Origin of the sequence: Asticcacaulis solisilvae, assembly GCF_017875235.1 — a bacterium.
Taxonomy (GTDB): Bacteria; Pseudomonadota; Alphaproteobacteria; order Caulobacterales; family Caulobacteraceae; genus Asticcacaulis; species Asticcacaulis solisilvae_A.
Genome location: NZ_JAGGMI010000013.1, coordinates 61,727 through 75,777 on the forward strand (window position 1 = coordinate 61,727; position 14,051 = coordinate 75,777).

Below are 14,051 nucleotides of genomic sequence, written 5' to 3' on the forward strand. Positions count from 1 at the left end.
ATCAGTGTCCCTTCGGATCGGAGTCGGTGCGGTTGAGATAGGCCATGGCTTCGCGCTGTTCGGCCAGCTTCCTGAGGTGCTTTTCGTCCGCCTTGAACATCTTTTCGATGATGACGAAGAACAGCGGGATGAAGAAGACGGCCAGGAAGGTAGCGGACAGGATGCCGCCGACCAGGCCGGTGCCGATGGCGTTCTGGCTGCCCGACCCCGCGCCATTGGCGAAGAAGAGCGGCAGGATGCCGAAGGTAAAGGCCAGCGAGGTCATGATGATCGGGCGAAGGCGGACGCGGGCAGCTGTAAGCGTGGCGTCGATCAGGCTCATGCCGTTTTCGTGGTTATGCTTAGCGAATTCCACGATCAGGATGGCGTTTTTGGCGCTGAGGCCGATGATGGTGAGAAGCGCGACCTGAAGGTAGATGTCATTCGACAGTCCGCGCAGCATGGTGGCCAGAAGCGCACCCAAAACCCCCAGCGGGATGACCATGACGATGGCGACCGGGATCGACCAGCTTTCGTACAGGGCGGCTAGCAGGATGAAGACGATGAAGATCGACAGAGCGTACAGCATCGGGGCTTCGGCGCCGGACTGCTTTTCCTGGAGCGACAGGCCGGTCCATTCGTACGAGATGCCGGGCGGCAGCTGGGCGATGATCTTTTCCATCTCGGCCATGGCCTGGCCCGACGACTGGCCGGGGGCGGCCATGCCTTGGATGTTCATCGACGGCGAGCCGTTATAGCGTTCCAGGCGCGGCGAGCCGTATTCCCAGTGCGAGGTGGCAAAGGCCGAGAATGGCACCATCTGGCCCTGGTCGTTGCGGACGTACCACTGGTTCAGATCCTCGGGTTTCATGCGGAAGGGAGCATCGGCCTGGACGAAGACCTTTTTGACGCGGTTGCGATCAATGAAGTCGTTGACATAGGCGCCGCCCATGGCGGTGGACAGGGTGGCGTTGATGTCGGACAGGCTGACCCCCATGGCGCCGGCGGCAGCCTGGTCGATCTCAAGCTTCAGTTCCGGCGTGTCTTCCATGCCATTCGGGCGCACGCCCATCAGGCTGGGGTTCTGCGATGCCATGCCCAGCACCTGGTTGCGGGCGTTGAGCAGGGCGCCATGACCTAAACCACCCACATCCTTGAGCTGGAGGTCGAAACCCGAAGAATTACCGAGCTCGGTCACAGCCGGCGGCACGATGGCGAAGGCCATGGCGTCGCGGAACTGGCTGAAGCGGCCCATGGCGCGTCCCGCGACGGCCGGCGCCTTTTCGTCGGCTGTCTTGCGGTCGTGGAAATCCTTGAGGCGGACGAAGGCCATGCCGGCGTTCTGGCCGGGACCCGAGAAGGAGAAGCCCGAAACAGTGAAGGCGGATTCGACGGCCGGATCCTTCTTGAAATGGTCGGCGATTTCGTCGAGCACGACATTGGTGCGTTCTTCGGTGGCGCCGGGCGGCAGTTGAACGATGGTGAAGAGGATGCCCTGGTCTTCTTCGGGGAGGAAGGAGGTCGGCAGACGCGTGAACAGGAAGGCCATCAGGGCGACGATGGCGGCGAACACCACCATCCAGCGCACGCTCTGGCCGAGGATCTTGCCAACCGTGTTGCGGTATCCATTGGCCAGGCCGTCGAAGCTCTTGTTGAACCAGTTGAAGAAGCCGCCCAACGGACCCTTCTTCTTGGCGTTGTGGTCGATCGGCTTGAGCAGGGTGGCGCACAGGGCGGGCGTCAGGACGAGGGCGACGATGACCGACAGGGCCATGGCCGAGACCAGGGTGATCGAGAACTGACGGTAGATGACGCCCTGCGAGCCGCCGAAGAAGGCCATCGGGATGAACACGGCCGACAGGACCAGCGCGATGCCGATCAGGGCGCCGGTGATTTCTTCCATCGACTTGATGGTGGCGGCCAAAGGCGGCAGTTTCTCTTCGTGCATGACGCGTTCGACGTTTTCGACCACGACGATGGCGTCATCGACCAGAAGACCGATGGCCAGCACAAGGCCGAACAGCGTCAGCGTGTTGATCGAGTAGCCAAACGCCGCCAGAACACCAAAGGTGCCGAGCAGGACGACCGGGACGGCGATGGTCGGGATGATGGTCGCGCGCCAGTTTTGCAGGAAAATGAACATGACGACGAAGACGAGCACGACAGCCTCGACGAGCGTCTTGACCACTTCCTCGATCGAAAGCTCGATGAACGGCGTGGTGTCGAAGGGCACGACGTAGTGATAGCCCTTGGGGAACTGCTTCTTGAGCTCGTCCATCTTGGCCTTGACGGCCTTGGCGGTGTCGAGCGCATTGGCGCCGGTGGCCAGGCTGATGGCGATACCCGTTGCCGGGCGGCCGTTGAACTTGGCCGTGCCGCCATATTGCTGGGCGCCGAGTTCGAGGCGCGCCACATCTTGAAGGCGGACGATGGCGCCGCCGGCGGAGTTTTTGACAATGATATTACGGAACTGGTCGATCGTTGTCAGGCGCGACTGGGCGGTGATCGTCGCATTGAGCGCCGTGCCCTGGACAGCCGGCAGGCCGCCCAGCTGACCGGCGGACACCTGAGTGTTCTGGGCGCGAATGGCGCCCATGACGTCGGTCGGCGTCAGGTTGTAGCTGGTGAGCTTGTTGGGATCGAGCCAGATGCGCATGGCGTATTGCGCACCGAAGTTCTGGATGGTGCCGACGCCGTCGACGCGGCTGATCTGATCGATGAGGGTCGAGGACATGTAGTCGCCAAGGTCGGTATCGGTGACCTTCGGGTCGTCGGAGTAGAGACCGATAACCATCAGGAAGCCGCTGGAGGCCTTCGCGACCGTCAGGCCCTGCTGCTGCACCTCGGCGGGCAGGAGCGGCGTGGCTGACTGGAGTTTGTTCTGCACCTGGACCTGGGCGATGTCGGGATCGGTGCCGGCCTTGAAGGTCAGATTGATGCTGGCCGCGCCGCTCGAGTCCGAGGTCGAGTTCATGTACATCAGCCCGTCGATCCCCTTCATCTGCTGTTCGATGATCTGGGTGACGCTGTCTTCGACGGTCTTGGCGGAGGCGCCGGGATAGAAGGCGTTGACCGATACCTGCGGCAGGGCGATCTGCGGATACTGAGCCACCGGCAGGTTGGCAATCGACAGCAGGCCCGCCATCATGATGACGATAGCGACCACCCAGGCGAAGATGGGGCGGTGGATGAAGAAACGGGAGATCATGCCTTAAATCCTTCGGCAGTCTTTTGAGCGATATGTCGAAAAGTGTGGGCGGTTTTCGACTAGATATCGCGACGAAATTAAAGCGGGCGGCCTGTCCAGGCGGAGTCCGGGCGGGCATTAGAGCGACAGGCCGAAAGCCGGGAAGCTTTCGGCCGGGATCGCATTACTTCTGGGCAGGCGCACCAGCCGGAGCAGGCGCCTTTGAACCGGCGGGAACGGGCTTGACGGGGGCGTCGGGCATGACCTTTTGCAGACCTTCGACAATCACGCGGTCGCCGGATTGCAGGCCCTCGGTCACCAGCCATTTGTCGCCGACCGTCTGGGTCGCCTTGATGGGGCGGGGTTGCGCCTTGTTATCCTTGCCGACAACCATGACCATGGCATTGCCCTTGGGGTCGCGAGTCACAGCCGGCTGCGGCACCAGAATGCCGTTGCCGACGACGCCGGAGACGACGCGCGCCTTGGCGTACATGCCAGGCAGCAGCGTGCCGTCCGGATTGGGGAAGAGGGCGCGCAGCGTCACCGTGCCGGTGGCTTCGTCGACCGAGACGTCCGAGAACTGCAGGCGGCCCTTGACGGGGTGGACCGTGCCGTCTTCGAGGATCAGTTCGACCTCGGCGGTGCCCGGCTGGCTGATTTCACCGCTGGCCGAGGCCCGCTTGAGGTTCATCAGGTCGGTGGCCGACTGGTTGATGTCGAGATAGATCTGGCTGGTGTTCTGGATCTTGGTCAGCTCGGTCGGTTGCGCGGCCGTGACCAGCGCGCCTGGCGTTACCGACGACTTGCCGATACGGCCCGAGATCGGCGCCGTCACGCGGGTATAGTCGAGATTGATGCGCGCGGTCTGGAGCGCGGCTTCGGCCGCTTCCTGCTGGGCCTCGGCCTGCTGCAGCGCCGCCTGGGCGTCGTCGTTTTCCTGCTTGGAAACAGCGTTCGTCTTGACCAGCTCGGCATAGCGTTGCGCGCGCAGACGGGCCGAGGTCACGGCCGCCTTGGTCTGCGACACCTGGGCCTGGGCGCTGGCGACGGCTGCCTGGAAGGGCGCGGCATCGATCTGGTAGAGTGACTGGCCCTGTTGGACGAAGCCGCCTTCGGTGAACAGGCGCTGCTTGACGATGCCCGATACTTGCGGACGCACGTCCGAAACCAGGTAGGCCGAGGTCCGGCCCGACAGGACGGTCGTCAGGTTGACCGGTTCGGTCTGGACCGTCACGACGCCGACCTCCGCGGCCATACCCTGGGGCATGCCGCCTTCCGGCTTCTTGCCGCAGGCGGTGAGGCCGAGGCTAAGTGCCAGGACGGCCGTCGCGGCAAGCTTGAGGGGCAAAAGGGGCGATCTCATGCGGGTGCTCCAGATGGGCAGAATTTTTCTGAACGCAGGGTAATGGAACTATTGTGCGCCGCAACCCTTGCCAAAAAGTGTCAGCAAGACGTTATGATAGAAATGTGAATGAACGATCATTCTCATTTCTGGTGTTATGCGGCTTTTTCGTGTATGTCAATCGGACCACAACATTAAAAATCGTTTACTGCCTTTAGTGCAAAGGATTTCCGCGTACAGCATGACCGACTCTTCCCCACCGGCCACAGGATCGAAACCCCGCCAGAGCCGTGAAGTCCGGCAACAGCAGATCCTCGATGCGACTCTGAACTGCGTCCGCAAGTCCGGCTTTCATGGCGCCAGCATGGCCGACATTGCTGCCGAGGCGAAGATGAGCGTCGGCGTCATCTACCGCTATTTCGCCAACAAGGAAGCGATCATCGAGGCCATTGTCGCCAATGACCTGGCCGAGATGCGCGCCAAGTTTGCCGAATGGGAGGCGACGCCCGACGACAAACTGCTGGATACGGTCCTGGAGGTGCTCGAGCACGCGGTCGAGCACAAATATATGTGCGGCAACGCGGCCATGGCGCTCGAGGTCCTGGCCGAGGCCGGGCGCAATCCGCGCGTCGCGACCATAGTCCAGGCGGCCGACGTCCAGGAGCGCGAACTGGGCCGCAGCCTGTGCCGGCGTCTCAATCGCGGCAGCGATCCGACGGCAATGGACATGCGCGGTGAGATCATCGGCATGATCTTCGACGGAATGATGATCCGCGCCATATGCAATCCGGACATCGACCGCAAGGCGCTGCTGGCGGAGCTCAGGCCGGTCATGCGCATCCTGTTTACGGTGAGCAATGCCGAACTCGCCAAGGCGCCATAGACATAAAAAGGGGCGCCGTGCATATTGCATGGCGCCCTTTTCCGATCAGAAGTCGTAAGTCAGGGTGACCATGGCGCTGCGCGGCGGTGCGTAGAAGGCCTGGCTCCACTTCAGGCCGTTCCAGTACGTCTCATCGAACGCATTCTTGATGTTGAGCGCGGCGCGGACTTTGTCCGTCAAGCGGAAGCTGGCGACCAGGTCAAGGACGGCATAGGCTTCCTGCTTGACGGTCGTGGCCACGTCGATCGTTTCAATGTCGCTCTGCCAGCGAATGGATGCGCCCAGGCGCAGGTCGCGGCGCTCCGGCATGGCGTAGGTCGTCGACAGCTTGAAGGTCTGGCGCGGCAAGTAATTGCGCACGTTATTGCCGGCCTTGTCCTCGATGGACAGGCTGGTCCAGCCGCCGTTAATGGTCCATTGCGGAGTGACCTTGCCTGCGACTTCGAACTCATAGCCTTCGACATAGGTATCGATGCCGGCGTAATAGGACTTGCCGACCAGGGTCGGATCGCTGTTATAACCTGGTGCCGAAGGGTCGGTATTTTGCATGTATCCGGCCCATTCGGCCAGGCCGTACTGCTCTGACTTGAACACCGACGCGGTGGCATAAAGGCGGCGCTCAAACCACTCGCTCTTTATGCCTGCCTCATAGCTCTTGCCCTCCGCCGATGGCAGGCGGGCAAAGGCAACGTCGGTTTCCGACTGCGGATTGAAGATGTCGGTATAGCTAGCGTAGAGCGATACATTCGGATTGATGTCATAGACGACGCCGGCGTAAGGGCTGACCTTCTGCTCCGAACGCGAATTGTCGACGGCGTAGGAATAGCCTTCGGTTTCGAGATCGATGGCGTTGAAGCCGACAATGCCCTTCAGCCTATCAGTCAGGTTGAGGTGTGCGGCGGCGTAGGCGCGCGTCAGGCGGTCGTCAATCTCTTCGGCTAGGTAGGTATCGGGATAGGCCGGCTGGTTCGGATAGACGATGACGCCGTCCAGAATGGAAGGATAGACATCGAACGGGGCAAAGGCTTCCCACTTGTGGCTTTTGCTCTTGGAGGTGTTGAAGCCGAGGACGAGCTGATGTTCGCGGCCGAACAGCGACACATTGCCGTTGGCGATAAAGTCGAACATGTCCTGCTTCAGGGTCGATGGGTAATAACCGGTCATGGCGGTTACGCCCGCCCCGGTGACAGGGTCAGGATTCCCAAAGGCGTACAGCAGCTTGGCTTCGTCGTCGAAATCCTTGTGCGTATAGACGCCCTTAACGGTCCAGCCACTGGCGAACTCATACGACATTTCGGCGAAAGCCGTATCGGTGTGGGTGTCCCAGAAGGTCCACGGCGCACCCGTCGTCGCCGAAACGTCGTAGTCGATCTGCGTTCCATCCGAATAGGTCAGTGGCAGGGCGCCCCAGTTTACACCGTCGGCCAGATTGTCCTGCTTCGAATAGCCGGCCGTGGCGTTCAGGTTCGGCGCGATGTCCCAGGACACGACACCGTAAAAGACGTTCCGTTCGACACTGTAATAGTCGAGGTAGCTGTCCGTGTCCGTGCGGGCGAAGACGAAGCGGCCGCTGACCGTACCGTCGGCATTGAGCGGGCCGGAAACGTCCCCGGACAGGCGCAGATTGTCCCAGCTGCCATAACCCACCGAGGCATTGGCGCGAAAGTCCTTGGTGGGACGCTTGCGGATATAGTTGATCGTCGCCGACGGATTGCCGATGCCGGTCATCATGCCGTTGGCGCCGCGCACGGCTTCGATGCGGTCGAAGATGGCGACATCAAGCGCACCGGTTTGAAGCCCCCAGTCAAGGGGCTGACCAACGCCATCAACCTGGAAGTTGACGATGTCGAAGCCACGCGAATTGTAGTAGGTGCGATCCGTTTCCGATGCCTCGACGTTGATGCCGGGTAAGGTGGCCAGCAACTGGTTGGCATCGGTGAGGTCAAATTCCTTCATCTGCTGGGCCGTCACGACTGTCACCGACTGCGGCGTTTCACGCAGGGACAGGTCGAGACCGGTGGCGCCGGCCGATTCGCGGATGACGCGCTTGCCCAGTACGATAACCGCTTTTTCGTCATTTGGGCCTTCCCCGGGCGCGGCATCGTCCGCCATGGCGGGAAGGGTGGACACAAGGCCCAGCAGGATCAGGGCGGAAGCGGATGCACGAAGCGTGGTCTTGGACATGGGGAGGAACAGCCTTTTTCAGAGCGGCATACACACAGCTACCGCATTAAGAATGCGTCGCATTTACTACGCGGAGCGCCACTGTCAAGCAATATGCAAATGAATTGCAAAATCGATTAATGATTGCCGGGCTATTGACCGATTTGCAACATCATTGCTTTGCGCACGCGCAGCCAGCCGTGGAGGGCCGTGGCGGTAAAGCCAAGGCCCGCCAGGATCAGGACGATGTTGATCTGCAAGGCGGCGATTGTGCCCGAAGCATGGACGGCCTGATGGACACCTGCCATAGCGATCAGGCTTAGGCCCAGGCTGATGCGCATAAGGCGCGAAACCTCGGCCACGGGCGCCGGGCTTACGCGGTAGCTGGCGAAGGTCACGGCCGTCATCAGTGCCATGCCGCCCCAGAAGACCGGCACCGGCGGGACGGGTAGACCGGCGGCGGTAAAGCCCATCGAAATGGCGAAGGTCAGCGCAATCATGGCCGGCGCGCCATAGATCAGCACGGTCCAGAGACGATGAATCAGCGGGTGCGGCTTGCCCTTTTCGGCCGACTTGGTCAGCCAGATATCCATGCCGGCGGAGATCATGACCGTCAGGCCGAAGCCCAGGATGGCGTAGATCAGCTTGACCGGCCAGCCGCCGAACGAGCCGAAATGCAGGTCGTAAAGGCTGGCCGCGATCTGGCGGCCGGCGGGACCGTCGGACAGATGGTAGCTGCCCTTGAGATTGCCCATCGAGTCGAAGCGCCAGGCTTCGCCATAGACCAGGCGCTGGGCTGGCTGGGTGGTGATTTCAATAAATTCGGTCGGCGTGCCGACCATGCGGATGGCAATGAAGCTGATCGGTTGATCGGGCACCGCCGCTTTGAGATTGTTGATGGCGTTGATCATGGCGCCGTCCTGCAGCGGCTTGCCACCCGTGGCGGCTGTGATTTCGGCCTGGCTGCCGAAGATCGGTTCATAGGCCTTAAGAATATCGCCATTATAGAAGATCAGGCCCATGACCATGGCGACCAGCTGGCCGAGACCGATCAGGGTGCCGGTGATGGTGATAATCAGGCCGAAGGGCAGGGTCCAGGCGCCGATCCGGTTGTGCAGGTCGGCGCGGGTCAGGTGACCTTGCCTGCGTATCCGGAACGCGAAAGCGTCGCGGAACATCTTGGGGTGCGACAGGGCGCCGCCAATCAAAAGCGCCATCATGCCGATGCCGAACAGGCAGACAATGATCATGCCGAAGCTTTCCGGCAGGTGCATGTAATAGTGCAGTTCGGTCAGGAAGTGCGTCAGGTCGTGGCTGGCCGGGCCTACATAGTTGCCGGATGCGTCGTAGGCGCGCGCTTCGTGGCCATAGCCGACGACGAGGCGAGGTATCTCCGCGGACGGCACGGTGATGTAGAGATCCGTGTCGAGCGGTCCGCGATGGGTGTCCGCCAGCATAATGGGGCGCGTATCCGCCGTGGCGCGGGCGATGGCTTCGGGCGTGACTGTCGTGAACTCCGGCACGTTCGGACGCTCCCAGCGCTCGAACTCAACATAGTAGACGCCGACCCAACCCGACAGACAGATCAGGTAGAGGATGGCGCACAGACTCAGGCCGAGAATCTTGTGACCGTGCAGTACGCGGCGGACAAAGGGGGCGGGAACCTTGGGCCAAAGGGTCATGACGACAGCGCTCCGTTGAGAAGGGGCAGGCCGACCACAGTCGACACAGCGGCGGTGCTGGCGGTAATCAGGCCCAGGGCGCGCCATGGACGCTGGGCGCTGAGCGCCACCACGAGCGCCGTGGCCGAGGCGACGGAAAACGAAAAGACGGCCCAGGCATACCGCGTGGCGGCGTGGCCCGGCATGTATTCCCAGGCCAGCATGGCGACCGCCATGCCGGTCACCGGCGCCAGGATCAGGCATGAAATCAGCCGTGCGGTGATGCGCGAGATGCGTCGCTTGCCGAGGTGATCCGGAACGTCGGGCGCGCGTTCGCGACGCTGTTTCTCAGGCTTGGTGGCCGCGTCCGGATTGCGGAGCGTCTGCCAGGCAATCACCGCCAGCGGCAGGCTCATGGCGATCAGAAAGCCGAAGGGCAAGCCGAAATCTGGCTTATAAGCGGTCATCCACAGGGCGGCGGAGGCGAGCATACCCATCCATGCGGCGGGTACGGCGTAGGGCGCGATAAACGCGGGCAGGCCGCGGCCCAGCCATCTAAGGTACAATAGTGCAACCGCTCCGGCGATAAGAACAGTTGCCGTGAAGGTCATCAGGGCCGTACTCATGGCCTTCCGATATCAGCCGATGCCGGGCGTGTAAATATATATTGCGATGCATTCGCAATAATTCGACTTATGATCGAAGAGCGTGCGGCCGCGTATCAGGACGCGTCGTCGATCAAATGCGGTTGCCGACGGCGGGCCGTCCAGGCGCTTAAGTTCCCGATGACGATGAATGGCGCCGACAGGAGCCAGATCGGTATGGCGATGGCGTAAGCCACGGCCAGCATGATGCCCTTCGGTTTTGTCGTTACGCTACAACTGACCATGGCCCCTCGTCAGCTCAGTTACGATAGTGGCATAACACTGATACATTATTAATATTTGATTACCGCGAACCGGCTGATAGGACAGGCCAATTGGTTTCCCTGGCGAGTAAGACCAGATTTTTTGCAAAATTGGTCAGTCCAATATTGATAGGCGCAGCGCAGTGGGATAAAGGTCTGACATAAATTGCGCAGCCATGCTGCATTAAGACCGGGATAGACCAGTATGAAGATCATCGACGCCAAAGTTATCGTTACATGTCCGGGGCGGAATTTCGTCACGCTCAAAATTATCACGGACGAAGGCGTCTATGGCATCGGCGACGCGACCCTGAACGGTCGTGAACTGTCGGTCGTCTCCTACCTTCAGGATCATATCATTCCCTGCCTGATCGGCCGCGACCCGCATCAGATCGAGGACATCTGGCAGTACCTCTATCGCGGCGCCTACTGGCGCCGGGGGCCCGTCACCATGACCTCGATCGCCGCCGTTGACATGGCGCTGTGGGATATCAAGGGCAAGGTCGCCAACCTGCCGGTCTATCAGCTGCTGGGCGGGCGTTGCCGGACCGGCGTCATGGTCTATGGCCACGCCAACGGGACCACCATCCAGGACACGGTCGAGGTCGCGCAGAGCTACAAGGAAATGGGCTATAAGGCCATCCGCCTGCAGTGCGGCGTGCCGGGATTGAGCAGCACTTACGGTGTGTCGAAGGACAAGATGTTCTATGAACCCGCCGACGCCGATCTGCCGACTGAGAACGTCTGGTCGACCGAAGCCTATATGCGCGTCGTGCCGGAGCTGTTCAAGGCGGCGCGCGCGGCTCTGGGCGAACAGGTCCACCTGCTGCACGACGTCCATCACCGCCTGACGCCGATCGAAGCCGGGCGCCTGGGTCGCGACCTTGAACCTTATCGTCCCTTCTGGATGGAGGACGCGGTCGTTGCCGAGAACCAGGACAATTTCCGCGTCATCCGCGAACATACCACGACGCCCCTGGCGGTGGGTGAAATCTTCTCGTCGATCTGGGACGCCAAGGACCTGATCCAGAACCAGCTGATCGACTATATCCGCGCCACGGTCGTTCACGCCGGCGGCATCAGCCACCTCAAGAAGCTGGCGGCCTTCGCCGATATCTATAATGTCCGCACCGGCTGCCACGGGGCCACCGACCTGTCGCCGGTATGCATGGCCGCCGCGCTGCATTTCGACATCTCGATCCCGAACTTCGGCGTCCAGGAATATATGCGCCACACCGAAGAAACCGACGCGGTCTTCCCGCACGGCTACAGCTTCGACAATGGCTATCTGATGGTGCCGGAAGCGCCTGGCCTCGGCGTCGATATCGATGAGGCACTGGCAGCGAAATATCCCTATCAGCGCGCCTACCTGCCGGTGAACCGTCTTCAGGACGGCACCCTGTTCAACTGGTAGTGTGACCATGTGGCGCGCGTTTGGCCGGGTCCTGGTTCTATTGGCCATGGGCATGGCCGCGCCGGCCCTGGCGGAAGAGGCCACACTCTTCGACGGCAAGACCGTCGCAGCGGTCATCCATGACGATGATCGCACGCTTGGTATAGCCGGCCAGCTCTTGGGTCGCGACCTGACGGCTGTGACCGGTCAGGCCGCCAAGGTCTCGGCGCGGCTTTCCGACTGTGGCCAGGTCTGCGTCGTCATTGGCCGTTACGACTCGCGACTGGTCACCCAGGTAGCGCGCGAGGCGAACCTCGATCTCTCGACGCTGAAGGGTCAATGGGAGCGCTATGACCGTGTCGTCGTCCGATCGAAGCGCGCGACCTATCTGCTGATTGCCGGGTCGGACACGCGCGGCGCCATCTGGGGCGTTATCGACCTGACGCGCGAAATGGGCGTTTCGGCGTGGGAATGGTGGGCGGACGTCACGCCGCGCCGCGTCGAGCGCCTGAGCGTCAGCGGCGAGCCTCGTCTGTCGCAAACGCCGTCGGTGCAGTATCGCGGCATTTTCCTCAATGACGAGGACTGGGGCCTGCAGCCGTGGGCGGCCAGGACATATGAATCCGAAACCGGCGATATCGGGCCCAAGACCTATGCCCGCATCTTCGAACTGATGTGGCGGCTGAAGGCCAATACGCTGTGGCCGGCCATGCATGACTCGACCAGGCCCTTCTACCAGATCAGGGGCAATGCCGAGATGGCGCGGGATTATGCCATCGTCATGGGCACCTCGCACGCCGAGCCGATGATGCGCAACAATGTCCGCGAATGGGACGACAAGGCGCGCGGGGAATTCAATTTCTTCACCAACCGCGACGCGATGGTCCGCTACTGGGACGAGCGCGCGAAGGAGGTCAAGAGCTTCGACAACATCTACACCATCGGCCTGCGCGGCAAGCACGATTCCGGCATGGAGGGCGCAAGGACGCCCGAACAGGCGCGCGATGCCCTGACCGACGTCTTTGCCATCCAGCGCGGCCTGCTGTCGAAGGCGCAGGGGAAGCCGGCCGACCGGATTCCGCAGGTTCTGACCCTCTATAAGGAGGTGCTCGACATCTACAAGACCGGCCTGCAAGTGCCGGATGACGTCACCCTGATTTGGCCCGAGGACAATTACGGCTACATCAATCAGCTTTCGACGCCTGAGGAACGCAAGCGGCGTGGCGGTTCGGGCGTCTATTACCACATTTCCTACTGGGGGCGGCCGCACGACTATCTGTGGCTGGGGACGACCCATCCGGCGCTGATCCGTGAGCAGATGGAGCGCGCGTACAGGATGGATGCGCGAAAAGTCTGGATCGTCAATGTCGGCGACATCAAGCCGGCCGAATATCTGACGCAGTACTTCCTTGACCTCGCCTTCGATCATAAGGTGTTCGACGCGACGCCGCGCGCACACCTCAAAACGTGGGCGGCGGCACAGTTCGGAGAGGATGCGGCCGAAGACCTCGCGGCCATCATGACCGAATATTATGACCTGGCCTGGGAGCGCCGGCCGGAATTCATGGGCTTTGGCCAGACGGAGCCGACGCGGCCCAATGTCCTCAGCGACTACATCCGTACCGGCGGCGACGAAGCCTTGCGGCGGATCGCACGCTATCAGGCCCTGACCGAAAGGGCAGAGCGCCTGGGTACGGCCCTGCCGGCGGATCGCAAAGACGCCTATTTCCAGCTGGTCCTCTATCCTGTGCGCGCGGCCTCCAGCCTGAACGAACGCATCCTTAAGCTCGACCTGGCGGTGCTTTATGCCAAGCAGAGCCGGGCGAGCGTGAATGCGCTGTCGGATGAGGCGAAGGCGGCGCATGCCCGCATCCTTGCCGATACCGCCGCCTATAATGCTCAGAACGGTGGCAAGTGGCGGGGCATCATGGACATGGCGCCGCGTCGCCTGCCGGTGTTTGACGAACCCATCTATCCGCAGTGGTCTCTGCCGGCCGCAACGCGTCCGCAGCCAGCGAATATAAAGGCCGCGGCCGACCGGACGATTTCGCTCATGGCCGCAAGCCAGAACAATGCCGATTGGGAGGTCGTGCCCGGTCTCGGCAGCCGTGGCACGGCCCTGCGGTCAAGGCTCGACCTGGCCACGACGACCGATCCCGCCGGCCGCCAACCCCTGACCTACGACTTCGAAACCGGCGCCACGACCGATGCGAAGCTGAAGATTGTCGCCATTCCTGCCCATCCGCTGACTTCGGCCAATGGCCTGAAGCTCGCGGTCCGGTTGGATGGCGGACCCGTCCATATCCTCGATTTTGAGACCTTCGGCCGCAGCGAAGAGTGGAAGCAGAATGTCCTCAGCAACACCGCGGTACGAACCCTGCCTTTGAGCCAGTTGCCAGGCGGCACACATAAACTTGAGGTCTTCGCTCAGGATCCAGGCTTTCTTCTTGATCGCATCGACATCAAACTCGACGGTGCGCCGGATACCTACGGCGCGCCGTTCTGAACGAGATCCTGCCAATGCGAACCGTGGCGG

At 61.7% G+C, this 14,051-nt stretch carries 9 protein-coding genes; 3 read left to right on the forward strand and 6 right to left on the reverse strand.

Going from position 1 to position 14,051, the window contains the following annotated elements; genetic code table 11:
• Position 1 precedes the first annotated feature (1 nt).
• Positions 2-3,187 (reverse strand): efflux RND transporter permease subunit, encoded by a 3,186-nt coding sequence (locus J2X24_RS18415; protein ID WP_245344936.1) that lies wholly within the window; start codon positions 3,185-3,187, stop codon positions 2-4.
• Between the two features lie 163 nt (positions 3,188-3,350).
• Entirely contained in the window at positions 3,351-4,529 is a 1,179-nt protein-coding gene (locus J2X24_RS18420) for an efflux RND transporter periplasmic adaptor subunit (protein ID WP_209724841.1), read from the reverse strand.
• Between the two features lie 220 nt (positions 4,530-4,749).
• Here J2X24_RS18420 and J2X24_RS18425 point away from each other — a divergent pair, with 220 nt between their 5' ends.
• Positions 4,750-5,391 carry a TetR/AcrR family transcriptional regulator gene (locus J2X24_RS18425; protein ID WP_209724843.1) on the forward strand — a complete coding sequence of 214 codons (642 nt, stop codon included), beginning with the start codon at positions 4,750-4,752 and terminating at the stop codon, positions 5,389-5,391.
• Between the two features lie 45 nt (positions 5,392-5,436).
• Here J2X24_RS18425 and J2X24_RS18430 read toward each other — a convergent pair whose 3' ends face one another.
• The 4 genes from J2X24_RS18430 to J2X24_RS18445 form a co-directional block, all read right to left on the reverse strand.
• Entirely contained in the window at positions 5,437-7,575 is a 2,139-nt protein-coding gene (locus J2X24_RS18430; protein ID WP_209724845.1) for a TonB-dependent siderophore receptor, read from the reverse strand.
• A 131-nt stretch (positions 7,576-7,706) separates the two neighbouring features.
• Positions 7,707-9,236 carry a PepSY-associated TM helix domain-containing protein gene (locus tag J2X24_RS18435; protein WP_209724847.1) on the reverse strand — a complete coding sequence of 510 codons (1,530 nt, stop codon included), beginning with the start codon at positions 9,234-9,236 and terminating at the stop codon, positions 7,707-7,709.
• The gene (locus J2X24_RS18440) at positions 9,233-9,841 is read right to left on the reverse strand and encodes a hypothetical protein (RefSeq protein WP_209724849.1); all 609 of its coding nucleotides are present in this window, start codon (positions 9,839-9,841) and stop codon (positions 9,233-9,235) included. The genes J2X24_RS18435 and J2X24_RS18440 overlap by 4 nt, the downstream gene beginning before the upstream one ends.
• A 95-nt stretch (positions 9,842-9,936) precedes the next feature.
• A complete protein-coding gene (locus J2X24_RS18445) occupies positions 9,937-10,104 on the reverse strand; it encodes a hypothetical protein (RefSeq protein ID WP_209724851.1) in 168 nt (55 codons plus the stop codon).
• Positions 10,105-10,327: 223 nt separating this feature from the next.
• Here J2X24_RS18445 and manD point away from each other — a divergent pair, with 223 nt between their 5' ends.
• Positions 10,328-11,536 carry a D-mannonate dehydratase ManD gene (manD, locus tag J2X24_RS18450; RefSeq protein ID WP_209724853.1) on the forward strand — a complete coding sequence of 403 codons (1,209 nt, stop codon included), beginning with the start codon at positions 10,328-10,330 and terminating at the stop codon, positions 11,534-11,536.
• Between the two features lie 7 nt (positions 11,537-11,543).
• Entirely contained in the window at positions 11,544-14,021 is a 2,478-nt protein-coding gene (locus J2X24_RS18455; RefSeq protein WP_209724855.1) for a glycosyl hydrolase 115 family protein, read from the forward strand.
• Positions 14,022-14,051 lie beyond the last annotated feature (30 nt).